Annotated in this window: 17 protein-coding genes and 1 pseudogene; 8 read left to right on the top strand and 10 right to left on the bottom strand. The window is 61.3% G+C overall.

The features are described from left to right. Positions 1-40 precede the first annotated feature (40 nt). Positions 41-865 carry a 3-methyl-2-oxobutanoate hydroxymethyltransferase gene (gene panB, locus NKH70_RS26625; protein WP_353026499.1) on the top strand — a complete coding sequence of 275 codons (825 nt, stop codon included), beginning with the start codon at positions 41-43 and terminating at the stop codon, positions 863-865. 16 nt (positions 866-881) lie between these two features. Further along, positions 882-1775, top strand: coding sequence for a pantoate--beta-alanine ligase (gene panC, locus NKH70_RS26620; RefSeq protein WP_353026498.1), 894 nt, complete (start codon positions 882-884; stop codon positions 1773-1775). A gap of 286 nt (positions 1776-2061) precedes the next feature. Here the strand turns inward: panC and NKH70_RS26615 are convergent, their stop codons facing one another. Next, positions 2062-2949 carry a LysR family transcriptional regulator gene (locus tag NKH70_RS26615; protein WP_353026522.1) on the bottom strand — a complete coding sequence of 296 codons (888 nt, stop codon included), beginning with the start codon at positions 2947-2949 and terminating at the stop codon, positions 2062-2064. Between the two features lie 136 nt (positions 2950-3085). Here NKH70_RS26615 and NKH70_RS26610 point away from each other — a divergent pair, with 136 nt between their 5' ends. Continuing rightward, positions 3086-3997: a DMT family transporter gene (locus NKH70_RS26610; protein WP_352700143.1), complete on the top strand. Its 912-nt coding sequence runs from the start codon at positions 3086-3088 to the stop codon at positions 3995-3997. 400 nt (positions 3998-4397) lie between these two features. Here the strand turns inward: NKH70_RS26610 and bioZ are convergent, their stop codons facing one another. The 5 genes and pseudogenes from bioZ to bioB all read right to left on the bottom strand — a co-directional run bounded on the left by bioZ (position 4398) and on the right by bioB (position 9359). Then, positions 4398-5381 (bottom strand): 3-oxopimeloyl-[acyl-carrier-protein] synthase BioZ, encoded by a 984-nt coding sequence (bioZ, locus tag NKH70_RS26605; RefSeq protein ID WP_353026496.1) that lies wholly within the window; start codon positions 5379-5381, stop codon positions 4398-4400. Further along, a complete protein-coding gene (locus NKH70_RS26600; protein WP_352700139.1) occupies positions 5378-6643 on the bottom strand; it encodes an adenosylmethionine--8-amino-7-oxononanoate transaminase in 1266 nt (421 codons plus the stop codon). The genes bioZ and NKH70_RS26600 overlap by 4 nt, the downstream gene beginning before the upstream one ends. Then, the gene (gene bioD, locus NKH70_RS26595; protein ID WP_353026494.1) at positions 6640-7278 is read right to left on the bottom strand and encodes a dethiobiotin synthase; all 639 of its coding nucleotides are present in this window, start codon (positions 7276-7278) and stop codon (positions 6640-6642) included. The genes NKH70_RS26600 and bioD overlap by 4 nt, the downstream gene beginning before the upstream one ends. Then, on the bottom strand, positions 7275-8423 hold the full coding sequence (locus NKH70_RS26590) for an 8-amino-7-oxononanoate synthase (RefSeq protein WP_353026520.1): 1149 nt from the start codon (positions 8421-8423) through the stop codon (positions 7275-7277). Before NKH70_RS26590 ends, bioD begins: the two co-directional genes overlap by 4 nt. Then, positions 8420-9359: pseudogene (gene bioB, locus NKH70_RS26585) on the bottom strand (biotin synthase BioB). Before bioB ends, NKH70_RS26590 begins: the two are co-directional and overlap by 4 nt. 653 nt (positions 9360-10012) lie before the next feature. On the opposite strand from bioB, the gene NKH70_RS26580 reads away from it, so the two are divergent. Next, positions 10013-10225: a cold-shock protein gene (locus NKH70_RS26580; RefSeq protein WP_023749661.1), complete on the top strand. Its 213-nt coding sequence runs from the start codon at positions 10013-10015 to the stop codon at positions 10223-10225. A 247-nt stretch (positions 10226-10472) separates the two neighbouring features. Here NKH70_RS26580 and NKH70_RS26575 read toward each other — a convergent pair whose 3' ends face one another. From NKH70_RS26575 to NKH70_RS26560, 4 genes are all read right to left on the bottom strand, one after another. Beyond that, a complete protein-coding gene (locus NKH70_RS26575; protein WP_353026492.1) occupies positions 10473-10937 on the bottom strand; it encodes a Ros/MucR family transcriptional regulator in 465 nt (154 codons plus the stop codon). A 90-nt stretch (positions 10938-11027) separates the two neighbouring features. Continuing rightward, positions 11028-11195 (bottom strand): hypothetical protein, encoded by a 168-nt coding sequence (locus NKH70_RS26570; protein WP_353026491.1) that lies wholly within the window; start codon positions 11193-11195, stop codon positions 11028-11030. 398 nt (positions 11196-11593) lie between these two features. Beyond that, positions 11594-11896 carry a hypothetical protein gene (locus NKH70_RS26565; RefSeq protein WP_353026490.1) on the bottom strand — a complete coding sequence of 101 codons (303 nt, stop codon included), beginning with the start codon at positions 11894-11896 and terminating at the stop codon, positions 11594-11596. A gap of 483 nt (positions 11897-12379) precedes the next feature. Next, positions 12380-14026, bottom strand: a complete 1647-nt coding sequence (locus NKH70_RS26560) for an MFS transporter (protein WP_353026488.1) — start codon at positions 14024-14026, stop codon at positions 12380-12382. A gap of 682 nt (positions 14027-14708) precedes the next feature. On the opposite strand from NKH70_RS26560, the gene NKH70_RS26555 reads away from it, so the two are divergent. The 4 genes from NKH70_RS26555 to NKH70_RS26540 all read left to right on the top strand — a co-directional run bounded on the left by NKH70_RS26555 (position 14709) and on the right by NKH70_RS26540 (position 19396). Beyond that, a complete protein-coding gene (locus tag NKH70_RS26555) occupies positions 14709-16658 on the top strand; it encodes a putative bifunctional diguanylate cyclase/phosphodiesterase (protein ID WP_353026518.1) in 1950 nt (649 codons plus the stop codon). 541 nt (positions 16659-17199) lie between these two features. Next, positions 17200-17388 (top strand): hypothetical protein, encoded by a 189-nt coding sequence (locus tag NKH70_RS26550; protein WP_006205770.1) that lies wholly within the window; start codon positions 17200-17202, stop codon positions 17386-17388. A 180-nt stretch (positions 17389-17568) separates the two neighbouring features. After that, positions 17569-18468 carry a DUF3991 and toprim domain-containing protein gene (locus NKH70_RS26545; RefSeq protein ID WP_353026487.1) on the top strand — a complete coding sequence of 300 codons (900 nt, stop codon included), beginning with the start codon at positions 17569-17571 and terminating at the stop codon, positions 18466-18468. A gap of 322 nt (positions 18469-18790) precedes the next feature. Beyond that, positions 18791-19396 carry a DUF1419 domain-containing protein gene (locus tag NKH70_RS26540; protein ID WP_353026486.1) on the top strand — a complete coding sequence of 202 codons (606 nt, stop codon included), beginning with the start codon at positions 18791-18793 and terminating at the stop codon, positions 19394-19396.

Here is a 19396-nt window from a genome sequence, read left to right as displayed (position 1 = left end):
GTGGCAGATGTCTCGGGTTGACGTTAGGTGAGGGAAGTCGGTGAGCGCGACGCGAGGAACCAGAGCCTTGACTCCGCCGGAGATTTTGGGCCGCAAAGGTCGAACGCCGCTGGTCTGTCTGACCGCCTATACGACGCCCGTTGCACAACTGGTCGATCATCACTGCGATGTCGTTCTTGTCGGTGACAGCGTCGGAATGGTGCTTCACGGCCTGGCTTCGACGCTCGGTGTCACGCTCGAGATGATGATCATGCACGGGCAGGCGGTGCGGCGGGGTCTGGAACGGGCACTGATGGTCGTCGATATGCCGTTCGGCTCCTATGAGCAAAGTCCTGGGCAGGCCTTTGGCAATGCCGCCCGCGTAATGGCGCAAACCGGATGTGCGGCGGTCAAGCTCGAAGGCGGCGAAAGCATGGCCGAGACGATACGCTTCCTTGCTGCGCGCGGCGTGCCGGTGATGGCTCATGTCGGGCTGACGCCGCAGGCGGTCAATGCACTCGGCGGCTATCGTGTTCAGGGGCAAGGCGACGATGGTGACCGCATCCTGCGTGATGCGCGCGCGGTGGCCGAGGCAGGAGCGTTCGCGGTCGTGCTGGAGAAGACACCTGAAGCCTTGGCGCAGCGAATCACGCAGGAGATCGCAATCCCGACCATCGGCATAGGCGCCTCGCCGGCCTGCGACGGCCAGATTCTGGTCGTTGACGATATGCTGGGCCTGTTCGGCGCCTTTCGTCCAAAATTCGTCAAGCGATACGCCGAACTGGGGGAGGCAGCTTCCGCGGCAATAGCGGCCTACTCCCATGATGTTCGTGAGCGCCGCTTTCCAGCGGCAGAACACGTGTTCGGCGACGAGCCGAAGACCTGAAAAGAGGAGATCCAACGTGGGCATTCCCATCATTCGGACAGTTGCCGAACTGCGCAGCATAGTAGCCGTGTGGCGCCGGGATGGTTTGAAGGTGGCGGTCGTACCGACCATGGGGGCTCTCCACGAGGGTCACCTCAGCCTGGTGCGTGCCGCCCTCGCAAAGGCCGATCGGGTGATAGTCACGCTCTTTGTCAACCCCAAGCAGTTCAACAGCCCGGCGGATCTGATCGCCTATCCGCGCACCGAGTATGACGATGCCGCCAAACTGGCGCCGCTCGGCGCGCACATCCTTTACGCGCCGGATGCGGCGGATGTATATCCGCAAGGCTTTGCCACGACGGTTTCGGTGAGCGCGGTGAGCGAAGGCCTTTGCGGCGCGTTCCGCCCCGGTCATTTCGATGGGGTGGCGACCGTCGTCACCAAGCTTTTTCTCCAGACCGGTGCCGATATGGCATTTTTTGGCGAGAAGGATTTCCAGCAACTGCATGTGGTGCGGCGGCTTGTTCGCGATCTCGACATTCCCATCAAGATCGTCGCCTGCCCGACGGTGCGTGAAGGTGACGGGCTGGCGATGTCTTCGCGCAACGCGCGGCTGTCCGCCCCTGAACGGAGCGCGGCACCCCGCCTTGCCGAAATTTTGTTCGAAACTGCCCGGCGGCTGAACTGCGAAGATTGCATCGATCGTGTGCTCGATGAGGCACGGCAGGCCATCCTTGCTGCAGGCTTTTCGCAGGTCGAGTATCTTGAGCTGCGTGCGGACGAGGACCTCGCCATGATGGCCGCCCCGGACCGACCGGCGCGACTGCTCGTCGCCGCCTGGCTTGGCCAGACGCGGCTGATCGACAATGTCGAAGTGTGGTCGCCACGAGGCAGGGTCGAAGGTTTCGTGGAGGCCGCGGCCGCCGCGTAAGCATCCTTTTTTGCTCGAGGCACAATAGGAGCGCCTGCAAGCTGGTCACGAACAGAATACCCTAGCAGCCACCGGCGGAACGATCTCACGCACCACGCGGGGTCTGACTAGCTGCGCCCTTGAAGTAGGCACCCACCACCAGAGCGTCTCGCTGCAAAACAGGCCGCACCGTTCACTTGTTGGTGTAATCCAGAAAGCCGACTACATGCGGCAATCAGTGACCGCCGCGGGGGGCTTCCCTGATCCGAATTGCCCGTGAGTTTTTTTGGGATCGCGGCCAAGTCGATCAGGGTGTCCCAGCGGCGAGCCGTGAAAAATCGAAGGTATTCACATAATCGCGAAATGCCACTTGCGCCTTGGAATGGTTCTTCAGGTGCGGGAAAATGAGCATCATTTCATAGGGTGGGATTTCCCAGCCCGGGAATAATTCTACGAGGCGGCCGACGGCCACGGACGACTGGCACACATAAGCGGGCAGGAGTGCAACCCCTTCTCCGGCGATGCAGGATTGCAATAGGAATCCCATTGAATCCGAGGTCGCGGCAGGCGGTGGCCGTAGAACGAGCGGTGTGTCGTCCGACGAGAATACCCATTCGGGTTGCGCATCATGCACCAGACAGCGCCGCCGGAGCAGATCGGTCGGTTCCCGAAGAGGAATGCCACTTGCCAGAAATGCTGGCGCGGCCACAAGCACCCGTTTTATGGAGGAGATACGCCGAATGATTATGTCCTGACCTGTGGTTGTGCCAACGCGAAAGGCGAAATCAACCCGCTCGCGGATGATGTTGAGATGCCGGTTTGTGGCGATCAACTCGATGGCGATGCCGGGAAACTGGGTAGTAAATCCGTGTAGAAAGCTCGGCATGAAATACGTCGCTGTCACCTCCGGGCAGGTGATCTTCAGCTTCCCGACAGGCTGTTCCCTCAGATTGGTCATCGCCATATTCGCGGCCGAAACCTGTGCACGAACGCGGCGACAGTATTCGAGATAGACTTGACCGCTGCCGGTGAGGCTTACGTGCCGGGTGGAACGATTGAGGAGCCGCAGTCCCAAACGTGCCTCCAGCTGGGCGATACGCTGGCTGACCGTAGACTTAGGCATCCCAATCCGCTCCCCGGCGCGCGTAAAGCTGCCCGTTTCAGCGACTTCGGCCAGAAGTATCATGTCGTCCACGCTATCCAAGCGACGCATCCCTGTTGGTGTTCTTGGCGATTGTACAATGACACGGACAGTGTGTCCGTGCGATCGGAATTGTTGGAACGCTCTCGGCTGGGTAGCGTGGAAGTGGTAGCGAAAAGGGAAGGTGGACATGTCGATCCGTCAGACGACCATCGGGACCGACAGAGTAGGCATGGCCGTGGCGGCGATGATCTTAACTGATCTGACGCTTTCGATCGCAGATGCGATCATCAAGATCACGATCTCGGACATGCCACTGTCGCAATTCATCTTCTTGCGGTCCTGCGTCACCATCCCCTTGTTGATCTTTATGATGAAATGGAGGTTGCCTCGGGTATCGCTGAGCCCAGCTCGACCTGGCTGGGCCACGGTTCGAAGCAGCCTGCTTCTGTCCAGTCTGCTGATCTACTACGCTTCGCTTTCGCGCCTCGATTTCTCGATAGCGGCCGCGGTCTATTATACGATCCCGCTGTTCATTACCCTATTCTCGGCACTCTGGGTCCGCGAGCCTGTCGGCCTGCAAGGTTGGCTCGGAGTTGCGCTCGGGTTTGTAGGGGTACTACTCATGCTGAAGCCGCAGGCCGGCGACATCAGTATCCACACCCTCATGCCACTGGCGGCTGCCATTCTCTATGCCCTGGCGATGGTGCTGACGCGGACCAGGACCCGTGCTGAAAACCCGTTCGTTCTGGCACTCACATTCAATCTGATCGCGATCATTGTGGCAGGTGGGGCAAGCCTGGCGGCAATAATTGCTGGCAGCGATGGCGGGCAGAGTCTGACGATAGGCGAGTGGGTACCGATAGGCTGGAGCCAATGGGGGCTGATGGTGCTGCTAAGTATCACAATGTTGATCGGCAGCGTCGGCACTGCTGTCGCGTACCAGTGGGCACCGTCGGCCATGATCTCAACCTGCGACTTCTCCTATCTGGCATTTGCGGTGTTGTGGGGCGTCCTACTGTTCTCGGAACGTCTGGACGGCGCTTCCATGCTCGGCATAGGTCTCATCGCGCTCGCCGGCATCATCGTCATTCGACGTTAGCCGGACTGGAGCACCCAGTTCAGCGATCTTCGGTTGGAACGGTCGCTGCTGGCACCGCTGCACCTGCACCGACGACGGTGCAACGAACGCGGCCGAGGTGCGCCCAAAGCCAGACTCACAATTGATTGCAGGCGGTTTGCCTGAAGGTGCTGCGGGGTGAAGCTCATTCCACCGCCGCCCGAGGCGCGTTTGTGACGGCCGCGCGCGAAGCAGACATTTTGCCAGGCGATTGGTGGATGCCGGGAGCCCGCGCCAGACTGTTCCAGGAGTATCTTCCGACCGACATTCGCTGTTCCTTATGGTGCAGGATGACAGCTGACCGCTCTCTTCCTACTAGGCAAACATCAACGCCCAGAGAGCCGTTCGCCGTCACTTCTTGCAAGCGCACTAGTCATTGCCCCTAGACGCCGATCACGAGTGCGCCGCCGGTAAGCCCGGCGCCGGCCGCGGCGAGCAGAAGCCTTTCGCCTGCCAAAAACGGCTTGGCCTGATGGGAGAGGGACAGCGACAGCGCAATTGTCGCGGCAGAGGAATTGCCGAACTCCGCAATGCTTCTCACCACCTTCTCAGGGCCAATATCGAGTTTGTCGGCCACGGCATCGAGAATGCGGGCGTTGGCCTGGTGTGGAACAAACCGATCCACGGCCTGAGCTGAAACGTTCGCAACTTCCAGCGCCTCGGCCGAACACCGCGCCATCATCTCGACCGCCTTGGCGAACACGGCGCGTCCGTCGGCGATCGTCATGCGGGTTTCGGCTATGTCGAAATCTCCGGCAAACGGCCGGGTGCTGCCGCCCGCCGGGATCTGGATCAGGCCATAACCGGACCCGTCGGAATCCAGCGAAGCGCCGAGGACACCGTGATTGGGGTCGGACGACGGGACCAGCAAAAGCGCGCCTGCGGCGTCGGCGAACAGCACCGCGCTGGCGCGTTCGGCCGGGTTGATGCGGCGGCTCAGAATGTTGGCGGCGATGACCAGCGCCGGCTTGCCGTGCGTGCGCACGAAGGCGTCGGCGAAGGTAAGCGCGTAGACGAAACCGGCGCAGGCGCCGGCAAGATCGACGGCTCCGGCATTAGCAAGGCCGAGACGGTGAGCGACCAGCGGCGCGCTTGGCGGCAGCAGATGATCGGGCGTCGATGTTGCCAACAGCAGAAGGCCGATCTCGCTGCGGTCGATGCCGGCCATACCCAGGGCCATGTCTCCCGCCTTCCCGGCCAGGCCCGACAAGGTGTCGGAAGGCTCGGCCCAGCGGCGCGACCGGATGCCGGTCCGCCTCTCGATCCAGCCGGCCTCCAGGCCAAGCGAGGCCTCAATGTCGGCATTCGGCACGACCCGTGCCGGTGCGTGGTGGCCGAGACCGATGATCTTCGCGCCTCGGATCATCCGGCTTGCCCAACAACGTCGGCGGCCTCGTCGATCGCATCGTGCAAGCGACCAAGCTCGCTGGGAGTTACGCAATAGGGCGGCAGGAGATAGATCACATTGCCGAGCGGGCGTACCAGGAGATCACGCCCAAGGAAGAAAGCGCGCAGCTTCGGGCCGATTTCAGCCAGGTAGCCGGAGCTGGCGACCGCCAGTTCGAAGGCGGCAATCGTGCCGGTCACCCGGACATCGGCGAAGCGGGGATCTCCCACAAAGCGATTGTATGCTTCGGCCTGCAGTCGCGACAGGGTTGTGACGCGCTCGATGACCGGCTCGTCGCGCCAGACTGCGATGTTGGCCAGCGCCGCCGCGCAGGCGATCGGATTGGCGGTATAGGAGCTCGAATGAAAGAAGGTGCGGCTGCGATCCGGCGAATAGTACGCCCGAAAGATGGCGTCGGTGGCGAGCGTGGCGGCAAGCGGGATCGCGCCGCCGGTCAGCCCTTTCGACGTGCACAATATGTCGGGCGCAATGCCTGCCTGCTCGCAGGCAAACAGGGTGCCGGTTCGGCCCCAGCCGGTCATCACCTCATCGGCGATGAACAGCGTCCCGGAGGCCTCGGCGATACGTTTCAATTCGGCCAGGATTTTTGGCGAATACATCCGCATGCCGCCGGCGCCCAGGACCAGCGGTTCTAGGATCAGCGCCGCCGCCTTGCGATCACGGCTGAACGCCTCGAAGGCGTCGAGGGTTTCCTGCTCGCGGCCGTTGGCAGGGAAGGGGATGGTATCGACGTCAAAGAGCAGGGGTTCGTAGGCGGCGTTGAAGACGCCGCGGGCGCCGACGCTCATCGTCCCGATTGTGTCGCCGTGATAGCTGGATTCCATCACAACGACACGCGAGCGCGGCGCGCCGATGTTGCGGAAATAGCCGAGCGCCATTTTGAGCGCCACTTCGACGCTGGTCGAGCCGCTGTCGGAATAAAAGACCCAGTCCAGACCCTTCGGCGCCAGGCCAATGAGCGCGCTCGCCAGTTCTTCGGCCGGCGCGTGGGTGAGACCGGCGAATATGATCTGGTCGAGCGTTTCGGCAGTTGAGCGGATTGCCTCGACGATCGCCGGATGGCGATGGCCGTGGGTCACCACCCACCATGAGGATATCGCGTCGAGAATGCGCCTTCCGTCATCCGTCTGCAGGTATGCGCCTTCGGTCCGAACGATCTTCGGCAGAGCCGGTTCGACGGCGTGCTGGGTAAAGGGATGCCAGACGGCTGAGCGGCTCATACGCTGGCCTGCTGAAAAGGCGCCATGTCGAAATGCGCTGCCATGGCCGACAGGAGAGTGTCGGGCCCCAGCAAATCGAGGAAAGGCAAGCGGCCAAGCACACGCACCTTGCCGATCGCAGCGATGGTGCATTCCGTGTCGGGCATAGGGTTGCCGATGAATGCGACGCCCAAAAGCGGAATGTCGCGGCGGCGCAGCGCCTCGATCGACAGAAGCGTGTGGTTGATCGTGCCGAGCGCGGTGCGCGCACAAAGCACGACCGGCGCGCGCCAGCGGGCGAACACATCGATGAACAGGATTTTGCGGGTGAGCGGCACCATGAGACCGCCAGCTCCCTCGACGATCAGCGGACGCGCCATTACGGGCAGAACGAGGCGGTCGGGATCGATCAAAACGCCATCGAGTTCGGCAGCGCGATGCGGCGAGAGCGGTCGCACGAGCCGCCAGGCTTCCGGGACGATCCGCTCTGGGGGCAGCTCAGCAAGCCTCGCCACGGTCTGGGTATCGGTTTCGCCGTCGAGCCCCGACTGCACCGGTTTCCAGTAGGCGCCATTGAGCAGGCCGGCCAGACCAGCCGCTATAACCGTTTTGCCGATTCCGGTGTCCGTGCCGGTGATGACGAAGGTTTGGCTCATGCCACCATTCGCTCCCATTCCTCTGACAATGCCTTGATCATCGCAGCGACGTCAGCCTGCTCGACATTGAGCGTCAGCGAAATCCTGAGCCGAGCCGTGCCCTCGGGCACGGTTGGCGGGCGGATGCCGCGCACGTCGAAGCCGCGCGCCTGCAACGCGCTGGCGAGCGCCATGGCGCGGGCGTTGTCGCCGACGATGACCGGCAGGATCTGCGAGCCGCTCGGCGCCACCCCGCAGCAGGCTTTGAGTTCCCGGCCGGCGAAGGCGACGAGTGCTGCAAGCCGCTCGCGGCGCTTGGGCTCGTCACGAAGGATGGCAAGCGCCTCGGTTGCAGCGACCGCTATAAGCGGCGAGGGGGCGGTGGCATAGATAAACGGTCGGCAACGGTTGATGAAATAGTCGATGATTGCCGTGGGTGCGGTCACCAGCGCACCGGAGACGCCAAGCGCCTTGCCGCAAGTGTGCAGCACGACAACATTGTCGCGGCCTTCGAGGTCGTGCGCAAGGCCGCGTCCGTCGGGACCATACACGCCGGTGGCATGGGCCTCGTCAATCAGCAAGAATGCGTCGTGTCGGCCGGCGAGCACTGCCAGATCGGCCAAGGGCGCGCGGTCGCCGTCCATGGAATAGAGGCTCTCGACCACGATCCAGGGGCGCCCCGTACCGCCCGAACGCCGCCAGGCCAAGATGGCGGCTTCGAAGCCGCCGACGTCGTTGTGGGGCGCCTCCACCATCGCCGCCCGCCCGGCCCGCGCGCCCTCGTGGGCACTGGCATGGATGAGTGCGTCAAGCACGACGAGGTCGCCCTTTTGCGGAAGGGTCGTCAGGATGGCGAAATTCGCTACATAGCCCCCGCTGAAGAAAAGCGCACGTTTGGCACCGAAGAAGCGCGCCGCCTCGGCTTCGAGGGTCTCGTGCTCCGGTGTATTGCCGCGCAACAGGCGAGACCCCGTGGCGCCGACCGGCGTGCCGGCTGCGAGTGCTGCTGCGACCGCTTTGGCCAGGCGCGGCGAGGCTGCAAGTCCCAGATAGTCATTGGAGGCGAAATCGAGACCGGCACGCGGCGACAACGTGCGCAAACGGTTCTTGCGCGTGAGCCCGCTCAGCGTCGTCTCATAGCGGTCGAGCAAGCCCCCTGCGCTCACAAGCTGGAAAGCTCCATTGGCAATACCGAGCTTGCGAAAGAGCACAATGTCCTTATCCTCACTCGGGTTGTCCGCCGTCAGCAGCGTATCGCCGACAAACACGGAATTGGCGCCGGCAAAGAAGCACAGTGCCTGCATTTCCTCGCTCATTGCCGTGCGGCCGGCCGACAAGCGAACATGGGATTGCGGCATCAGGATACGGGCAAGCGCAATGGTGCGCACGAATTCGATCGGCTCTATTGGCCGCTCATGACCAAGCGGTGTGCCTTCAATCGGGATCAGCATGTTGATCGGGACGCTGTCGGGCGGCTCGGGGAGATTGGCGAGCGTCACCAGCATGTCCACGCGGTCGACCGGTTCCTCGCCCATGCCGACAATGCCGCCGCAGCAGACTTTGATGCCGCTATCGCGAACATTGTCCAATGTTTCGAGCCGGTCGGCGAACGAGCGCGTCGTGATGACTTCGCCGTAATAGCGCTCGGACGTATCGATGTTGTGATTGTAGTAGTCGAGCCCCGCTGTCTTTAGCTGCTGCGCCTGCTCAACATCGAGCATCCCTAATGTCATGCAGGTTTCCATGCCGAGCGCCTTGACGCCTTCGACCATGGCGACCACGACCTCCATGTCGCGCGCCTTGGGGCTGCGCCACGCCGCGCCCATGCAATAGCGCGTCGCACCCGCATCGCGCGCCTTGCGGGCTTCCTCGATGACGCGTTCGACCGCCATCAGCTTGGAGGCCTTCAGTCCCGAATTGTGATGCGCGGACTGGCTGCAATAACCACAATCCTCGGGGCAGCCGCCGGTCTTGATGCTCAGCAGCCGGCTGAGCTGAACGCGATTGGGATCAAAGTTCGCACGATGGACGCAATGGGCGCGAAACAGCAGTTCGTTGAAGGGATACTCGTAGAGGGCGCGGGCTTCGGCTTGGCTCCACAGGCGGCGGCTTCTGGCAGCTCCCCTATCCGCGGTCGATCCTGCCGCTCCATTGTCTGGAGCAGGCCTTTATGTGCGGTACTCAGAACCTTGCCGCCGCGCGAAAGATAGAAGCGAATGGTAAACACCGACTGAAGGTCGGTGCCGTTTTGATGGCCTTTGAGCTTCCGGCCCTGCCAGCCGACAAATGCTGGCGAGTTGACAGCTTGCTCAATGCAGGCCGAACTCGCGCAATCCCTCCCCTCGCGATAGCGCACAAACCGGCTTTCGCTCCTCTCGCGCGGCCGCCGCAAGTCAAACGGTGATGAGCCGCGCCGCGCCGCCCTTCTCCCAGCACACTGTCGGCGAGATAGATCGCCTAACCCGAGTTCATGGGGAACGATGACTACGGATCGGCAGCCACTCGCTGCTTTCAATCCAGCTCCGCCACGCGGGATGTTCGGTTGATAGCCGCTCATTGGCCGACGTACGCGAACGGCTGCCCAGCAATTGCGCAGGGTCGCGATGTTGTCTTTAGCTGACCGGTCGTGACGCCATCCGAGAATGCCGGGTCTTGCAATTTTTTCTTTGCTGCGTCTAATTCCAATGCTTTGATCTGAACCGGCCTGGCACAACTGTCAGGCCACACTGCAATTGTTACGAAGGAATACGTAGATATGGCGACCGGCACCGTGAAGTGGTTCAACAGCACCAAGGGATTTGGATTCATCCAGCCCGACAATGGTGGTCAGGATGTTTTCGTCCACATTTCCGCTGTCGAACGAGCCGGGCTCTCGACCCTCGCTGACGGCCAGAAGATCAATTATGAGATCGAGCAGGACCGCCGCACCGGCAAGTCTTCTGCTGGCAGCCTCAGCAAAGCCGGCTGATTTTTCTGCCGCGTCCCGGCAAGAGCCGGACGCGGCAGGTCCCGGATGTACTGGCGACCGCTCGACAAGAGCGAGCAAGGACATAGCTAAACTGCAAGACCGTGACAGCAGATTGCTGCAAGGCCCTTGCGAATTCCTTATGAACTATGGCTGTTTGCAGGCAAGGCGGGTTTGGCCCCGCCTTTTTATATTCAGCGCAGGCTACGCCAGTGGTGCTGCCCACCAGAACGAAGCCCAAAGATTGACGTCAGGCTGCGGCCTTCTTGCGCGTCTGTTTCTTGGGCGCCGTCACTTCCGCCTCTTTCGGTTTGCGGCCGAGACCCATCGTCTTGGCCAACGCCGAGCGCGAAGCAGCATAATTCGGCGCGACCATGGGATAATCTGCCCCCAGACCCCATTTGGCGCGATAGTCGTCCGGCGTCAGCCCATAGCGGCTCGACAGATGGCGCTTGAGCGACTTGAATTTCTTCCCGTCGTCAAGGCAGATGATGTAGTCCGGCGTCACCGACTTCCTGATCGGCACAGCAGGCTTGAGAGCCTCAGGGATTTCTGCGGAAACGTTGCCGATCGTGCCTTTCAGTGCTGCGTGCACCTGGTCGATCAGGGCGGGGAGATCGCTCACCGGGACCGGATTGTTGGTGACATAGGCTGAGACGACATCAGCGGTGAGCTCGATGAGGGCGTCGATGTTGTTGTCGGCTTCTTCTGTCATGAAAAATCTCCGGGTGGGCTGAAAGACAGTCGGCTAAGTGTTGCTTCATAGTGGCGGTTGTCGCTCAAAGCAACAAAACCCCGACAAATGCTAACCGCGACTAAGCATGATCAGACGGCTGGCGACCGATCTGCCAGCAGGCTCATCGGCCATTGCAGCAGCAGCGCTGGACCAGCCGCCTGTTGCTTGCTCCTGCTCCTCTTCGGGTGGCGGGTCTTTTGCTTTCGGTGTCACCGCTTCTCGATGATCGATCGCCATCTGTCCCGCGTCCGCATCCCGAGCTTGTCAAAGATGGAAAGCGAGCGTGCCGACTTCGCAGGTTTCGCTGCGGCGCTACCGTCCTAAGCCTGCCTGGCGGCCGGGCCCGTGTTTTCGGCCATTCATCTCGACGGTAACGAGGCGTAACGGTGAATTGCCTCGCGAGCAAGGTGAGTTGGTGCATCGCGCGGAACGCCTCCGTGGCGCGCCCCGAATGTCGTGATCATATACGGCTCGTACGCGTCCTCAACTGCCGCAGCTTTCATCGGCTCCGCACTTCGCCATCCGGGCTTGGGACACTGCCTGCTCTGCTTCCGTGCAAAGTCCGCGATGGCGGCTCGATTGCTCGGCCGAGACGCCATTTTTGGGCGGCAATTCCAGCGCCGGCCCTGAACGGATCATGCCGCATATCTCTTGGATTCCCCATCGTCGTGGCCCCGCTTAACCCGGCCGGGCCTCCCGACCGCCGGATCGATAATGATGATCGCCTCTGGAGAATTGTTCTTGTTGTCGAGCGCGACGGTCTCCACCGTCTTGCCGTGTTCGACTCTTTGCCAATGGCCGGCACGGGGCCGAGCGATGTCATGGGCGTTGCAGGCCTGCGCGACGTGCTGGTCCCTGACGCCATGTAGTCTTGCGATCTCGGTCATCGGTTTCGACCAGACCAACCCATGAAGCTCGGCACGCGTCATTTTCAGCATGTTTCTTTCCGCTCGCATCAGTCATGAGCAACGCCAGCCAGCCTGTCGACACGACGAGGTCCCCTGCCTTATCTGCACCGTGTGAAGTTTTTGTGGGGTTCGCTCGGGCCGCGCCACCCCAGCCTATCTTCCTTCACCTCCAACAGCGAAGCATTCAATCCTAATTCGTGAAGCGTCGAGAAAACAAAAATTTGACTGGCAACCCAGGCTTCTGCGGCGCCGACCTTTCCGATTGGATACGAGAGCCAAACAGCCTAAACCCCTCGGAAAGTTTGCTGCCCAGACTCCCCCGTCCGGTCGAACGCCCTTTGCGGTACCGGCTGTCAATCCGGACTTTCCGACGCCAAACGTCGCTGCATCCGTTCACGGCTCAATCGTGATTGTCCATTCCACCGCCATCGCTTCCTCTCCAGACAAAGCGACGGTGATGGACTGCGCAGGCCTGACAACCCATGTCCAACCCAGAGAAGTTTCCACTCATCCTTACGGGCGCGATACAAAGGGCACAGGCTGAACCTGGCTGCCGGGGGCAGGACTTGTCGACCGCTCGATCGAAAGTGCGAGATGAGGAGGAGAACCACCGACCTGCAGAGCGGCAAGGCGCTCGCCTACCTCCCTGTCGGTCACCGTTAGCCGATGGTTTAGACGAAGATAGTCCGTCCATGTCGGCGTGCGGAACGTCTCGGTCCAAAGCGTCGGCTTCTGAAGGTCGCGCTGGAGGGTCCAGTCCCGCGCACCGGCACGGCTCTGAACGCGCCGCCTTTCGCGCATGCAGCGCAGAAATTCCGTGATGTTCTCCTCGGCGATCAAGTACTCCACCTTGATCACGATGGGGCCGCTCCTGGGCCTCGGATCGAGGGCCAGCTCTGGTGGTGTGAAGTCGAAGGCCCCTTGATCTGATTCTTCCCATAGCTCTATCGGCAATAGCTTTCCCGCAGCTGCAACCAGCAACAGTGCCCCTGCAGCACCTTCCAAAGCCAACGTCAGGGAATAGTTCTGTGCGACGGTACCCCAGATCCAGCTGCCCGCTGCCATGCCGCCGTAGGTCAAGGCGTAGTAGATCGACAGAGTGCGACCAACCACCCACCTTGGGCTTGCCAACTGCACACACACGTCGGTTCCAGTCCAGGTGACAACCCAGCCTGCGCCACCGATTGCAAGCGCGATCGCCGCCACAGCCACCGATGATGTGAGAGCCAGTAAAAGGCAACACGTTGCGCAAGCAACGGATGCGAGCGTGATCAATCGGTTCTGGGACGTGATGCGTCTCAAGTAGTTGCTGCCAATGCCGGCGATCAAGGCGCCCGTGCCGAAGCCGGCCAAAAGGATGCCGTAAACGATTGGCCCCCCTGCCAGTTGGTCGCGAACCAGGAGGGGGAGCAAGGCAAGGATCGAGATGCTTGACAGCCCGAACAGGGTTGCACGCACAATCGCCACTCTGATCTCCGAGGAAATCGCGGTGAAGCGCATGCCATCATGAATGGCCGTAGTCATCCGCTCGCGCGGAAGAGGCGAAGAGCGAACTTGCCACTGTGAGCGCAGAACAGCGCTCAACGGGACCAGGTCACTTAGCGCAGCGAGGGCGAAAGCCGTAAGGGGGCCCAGCAAAGCTAAGATTACACCGCCCAGCGCCGGTCCTATGCTCCGAACCACGTTGTACCCCACCGACATCAGCGTCACTGCAGCGGGTATCTCGCGCTTTTCCAGGATATCGCCGACCGAGGCGTGCCAGGCTGGATCGTTCAAGGCAAAGCCGCATCCGGCCAAGAAACTCAGTCCCAGGATCAGCCATGGACTAGCAAAGCCCAGTCCCACAGAGAGTGCCAGCGCCGTGGATGCCAGTGCGATCAGGCAGTGTCCGGCAAGCATCACGCCGCGGCGGCTGAAGCTGTCTGCAATGGCTCCAGCAAGGATCGACAAGAAGAAGGCGGGCAGTGTCGATGCAGCCTGCACGAGCGCAACCATCAGATCGGAGGCTGAAATCGTTGCCATGAGCCAGCTTATGGCAACGCTCTGCACGAGCCAGCCAAGGCTGGATATCTGCGTGGCTGTCCAGATCGAACGAAAGACCGGGTTCTGAAGAGGGATCAGTGTGGTTGCCGCAAAAGGGCGGGAATCTTGACGCCGCATGACTTCTCACCTTCACAACGTAGCATTTTTGCTCACGCACCTGCTGACAGCGGTGCACTTACGCGTAGCTGCGTCACAACCAAGTTACGAAATCGCGCTCGCAACAGTAGATGTCGCATCCACGGTGCTGATGCGCGATGAGTGTGCCGTTTGGGCGTCAACTGGTCTGGGTCGCGCAGCCCGAAGGGGTGCGGTCTGCCCTGCGACTCTTGGCCTTGGACGGTGCTACCGCGCCGATGGCTTGGTTGTCAAACTGCCGCGGGGCTGGCAGCGCCCGTAGCATAGGCTGGACGATTTCAGGCAAGCAATGATGACATGAAACTGGGGAACAGCGAAGCCAGTGCGATGTCCAGCGAAGACCGCTGGACATGTCGACCCGCTCAGCTGACTACCTGCATGCTCACGAGAGCATCATCCTACCGCTGCTAGACTTAGCCACACCTTCGCGCGCCGCTCTGCAAAAATGCGCCAGAGCGTCAGGTAGAGCCGGATATCGGTCAGCGCCTCGAGCATTTTTTCACTTGCGAAAACGTGGACCAGGTTGGGTGGGCGTTTTCGACTTATCTTCGAATTTCCGCGGACCTTTCCCCGCCAAAGTTGCGGTTGAAATTTACTTTTTCCGAATTGTTCGATGCTACGGACCACGCAGCTACTACTCTAGGGCGGGGGAGTGAAACCAGTGATGCAGCGTCTGTCTGCCGCAAGCCTCGGTGACCTTCTGGCGGGAGATCTGCGGGCTTTTGGCGGGCCCTCGACGATCGAACCACTTGCCGGCCGAATAAGGGCGGAGCAGGTCAGTATCGTGCTTCGCAACACATCTCTTGGCATGGTTGCGAATATACTCAATGCGGCCACTTTTGTTATGGCGGTCTGGGGCTCGCCCGACCAAACGAAAGCCATCCTCTGGGCGAGTGTGATCATCGTCGCCGCTGGTTTCGTCGGCCTAAGAGCGAGATCATCGTTTCTATCGGTCAAACCAAGGTCGGTGTCTCGCCGGACAACGCAAAACCTGGTGCGCAACGCCTTCTTGTTCGGCACTTGGTGGGGCGCACTTCCCGTTCTGTTCTTCGGCGGGGCAACGAGTGCAGCCCAGGTCGTTATTACCTGCCTGAGCGCGGGGATGATCGCAGGCGGTGCCGCTTCCTTTTACACGATTCCCATTGCGGCCATCGCGTATACGCTACCGATCTTCATCGGTTCGGCGGTCGCGATTGGGTGGGTGGAAGACGCCGTCAACCTGCCCGTCGCAATCCTGATAGTGAGTTACGCCATCACGCTGTTTCGTGCAGTGCTTGCTCACGCGTCCGAATTTACCCAACGCTTCATTCTGCAAGCGGAAAGCGAAAATGCCATTCGCAGGGATGTTCTAACCAGTTTGCCGAACCGGTTCAGCTTCAACGAGCGGCTGGAGAACGCGTTGGTGGACGCAAAGCAGTTTGACCAGCACTTTGCGCTGCTTTTGTTCGATCTTAGCAATTTTGACGAGGTGAATGATCACTTTGGCCGAGCCATAGCGGATGCCGTTTTGGTCGAAGTCGCTGCGCGACTTCGCAAATCGACACGGGAGAGCGACGGCATCGCCAGATTGGAGGGTGGCGAATTTGCAATAATCGCTGCGCGCGATATCAGGCCAGATCAAATCACGTCCTTGGCCAAACAGATCATAGATGCCATGCGCGGCCCGTTCTTGATCGAAGGGCGCGAAATATATTGCAGGGCCTCTCTCGGCATCGCTTTGGCGCCCACTGACGGTTTGGATGCCAACCAACTCCTGCGGTGCGTCGACACCGCGCTACACAGGGCGAAGGCGCAGGGGGCGGGCACCATCCAGTTTTTCAGCCCAGGCGACGATGAAGCTGCTGCAAGGCGCCATGCCCTTGAACGCGATCTGGCTTCTGCGCTGGCCAATGACCAGCTTTCGCTCGCATTTCAACCCTTTCTCGATCTCGCGAGCGATCGCATTCGAGGTTTTGAAGCCCTGCTGCGGTGGCAGCATCCGACCTTTGGCGAGATCCCTCCGTCGGAGTTCATAACCATCGCCGAAGAAACGGGTTTGATTCACTCCATCGGACACTGGGTCGTCAAAACGGCTTGTTTGGCGGCTGCGCGCTGGCCGCGCGACTTGCGGGTCTCCGTCAATTTGTCGGTAGTGCAGCTTAAGGACAAGGCCTTGCTGGATGGAATTGAAGTGGCCTTGGCTGAAGCCGGGTTGGAGCCCCGAAGACTGGAGGTCGAGATCACGGAAACTGTGCTGATTTCGAATTTTGAGGAAACGATTTCATTATTACAATCGTTAATTTCGCTATCCGTCACAGTTGCTCTTGACGATTTTGGCACGGGCTATTCGTCACTCACTTACCTTCGAAAACTGCCTCTTTCGCGGCTCAAGATCGATCGATCTTTTGTCCAGGATATGCTGACTGATGCTGACTGCGCCGCGATTGTAAGATCATTGGTTGAGCTGGCGCATGAGCTTCGAATTGAGGTAACCGCCGAAGGCGTGGAAACTCCCCAACAGCTCGACTATCTGCGCCGCGTCAGATGCGATGAAGCTCAAGGTTATTTGATCGGGAAACCTATCCGGATAGGCGACATTCCTGGCTCGCTGAAATCCGGCGCGTCCCTCACTTGATCAGTATCGACGAGGGGCGCGCCGGATTACCCCGGTCGCCTTTCCAGCCTCCCCATCGATACCTGCAAGAACCTGGAACGCGGCTTTTGCAGCTCCTTCACCGCCAGTCCTAGCTGTGAGCTATCGGCGGTCAGCCCGATCAGGCTTGATGTGCCTCTCGTATTGTCGGCGGCTATGGTGTTGCCCGGATGGGTTCTTTGTGCGGATGCCACTATCGTGGCGGCGTCATCGGCACAGGAAGAACGGTTTTTTCGCCTAGACCTTGATGAAGCCGGCACAACTCAGCCGCAAAGTGCCGCAGGCATGAATCCGCGAGGTTTCGTGGCGAGTGACTTGGCTCCTGTGCGGGGTCCATTTCCCGCTCTTTCGGCTTAATTCCCTTGTTCCAGCCCGGACCTTGCCGATCAACCCGCTTCGGGGTCGGACTACGCAAGCGTGCCGTCGCTCAAGGCTTCGCCATCGCGATGATCGCGGTCCCGGCTGGACCCGACGGGCGCCTGTCGAGCGGGGAATGGTCCCCGCGAACACGGGAGCCAAACAAATGTCGCACGAACTCAGCCTCGCTCAGAGCCACGCCTGGAACCTCGCTCGCACCCTGATGACGCCGGTCATCCTGTTCAAAGTCAATGACAACGAGTACGGCGTTCTCCCTGCCGAAGACCTCGACGGCGACGAGGTCGAGGCGATCGCCGAATACTGTCCATACACAGGAGGCCGGCCGGTTCATTGAACCAGCCTCTATGCCACGGCGTGCCGCTTGCGAGCGGCAGGCCGCAAGGGAGGCTGCGCCGCGGCGAAAGCCGCGCCCTTGCGCCCTTTGCTCTTCGCGGCGGTTGGGGAGTGTTCCGCCAATTGTGCGGAACAAATTGACTTGGAGAAAGGCCGGCCGGAAGGCCGCCGGGAGAGAAGAATGGAAAAGACGGATATAGAAGCGCTGCGCGGCCGGGTCGGCTGTGCCGCGGTGCTGGAGACCAGCGGCTTTACGGTCGACCTCAAGGAAAGCACGCGCAAAGCGGTCAAATACCGTCGTGGCGACGATATCATCATCGTCATCCATGACGGCAAGGGATGGTTCGACCCGTTGTCGGATCGAAAGGGCGATGTCTATTCGCTGGTGCAGCATCTGGATGGCGGCGATTTCCTGGAAGCCCTCTTGCAGGTAGCCTCGCTTGCGGGGTTCGTGCCGAGCGAGCCGGAATGGAAACGACAGTCTCGGGGGACCGAACCCGGCCAGTCAGTTCCGAAGCGATGGGCGGCCCGACGCAAACCGTGGCGCGGATCGGCGACCTGGCGCTATCTGCGCGATGAGCGGCACATTCCCGAACAGGTCATTGCGACTGCGATCGCTCAGAACGTTCTGAGGGAAGGCCCGCGCGGCAGCATGTGGGCCGCCCACAGCGACGCGGCCGGTATCGTCACCGGCTGGGAGGAGCGTGGCCCGCAATGGCGTGGTTTTGCCGCCGGGGGCGGCAAGGTGTTGTTCCGGTTTGGGTCCGACACAGCCACCCGCATCTGCGTCAGCGAAGCGGCCATCGACGCCATGAGCCTGGCCGCGATCGAACGGATAAGGCGCGATACGCTCTATGCCAGCACGGGCGGCGGCTGGTCGCCGGCGACGGACACGGCTCTTCGCCTGTTGGGAGGAAGGCCGAACATGCGGCTTGTAGCGGCCACCGACGCCAACGCGCAGGGCGAGGCATTCGTGTCGAGGCTGCGTGAGCTTGCCGGCGAGCTCGCCTGTGACTTTGAGCGGCTGAAGCCGCGCGCGGAAGACTGGAACGCGATGCTGCAGGACGCGGCATCCGCATGATAGCGCCGATCACTCAACCGCGGTGCAGGATTGAAGATCGCCGGCCGTAGTCATGTCCGCTCGAAAAGGTGCGCACGTTGCCATGACAGTCGGTTCGCACCACCAAATTGGGGAGGGCAAGATGGGAAAGGTAGAAAAGAAAACCCGGCTGCCGCATGCCCGCCGGTCGCGTGCAAGGGTGAAGCTTCGCCCGGCTGCGCCGGCCCTTGACCCGCCCGGACGGAGAGGCGGCCGCAGGGGAGGGGTCATGAAGGGCTGAAGACGATGGGCATCCACGAGGGTGCTGCGCGCTCAGGCCCGACGAGGCTGAAGGAGCCCGCAAATGAACCCCTTTTTTCCCAATCGTAAAGTCTACCAGGGCATCGCCGACCGCCGGCAGATGTTTCGCATGTTCGATCGCCATGCGCAGCGCCCGAACCGGGAGCATGTCGATGCCGGATTTCTCTATAGCGGCGAGTGGTTCGAAGTCGGCCGCGTCGAGCACGACTACATGCTGGAGATCCTGCCACCGCTCTGGATGCGGGGCGACATGTTCGCGCTGCGCGAGTTCCTTACCGACAGCATCACCAGCGTCTTCTACACGCTGCGCATCGACGGCAAAACGCGCTACTTCCATGCCTACTGCGACCTGAATGTGGCGCGATCGCCTGCCGAAATGCGCGATGCCATCGTCGAGCGCGAGTCCTGGCCGGTGAAGGCGATGACGCGCGAGGAGCGGCTCGAGCATATCTGGAGCGCCACGCACGACGAGTATCGTGGCTATGCCGGGGACCGCTGGCTGCCGGAGCATCACGGCAAGCGCACGGTGCACTGTTATGGCGGCCGGCAGGCCGCCGTGCTGAAGCTGCTCGATGAGCTCACCGATGATGAGATCGCGGCGAAGCTGCCGGTGCATCTGCGCCACCTTCCCCTGGCCGTTGCCGCGTGA

The organism is Mesorhizobium sp. M0991, from assembly GCF_040318915.1.
In the GTDB taxonomy this organism is placed as follows: domain Bacteria; phylum Pseudomonadota; class Alphaproteobacteria; order Rhizobiales; family Rhizobiaceae; genus Mesorhizobium.
This window is presented reverse-complemented; position numbering and strand designations above follow the sequence as displayed.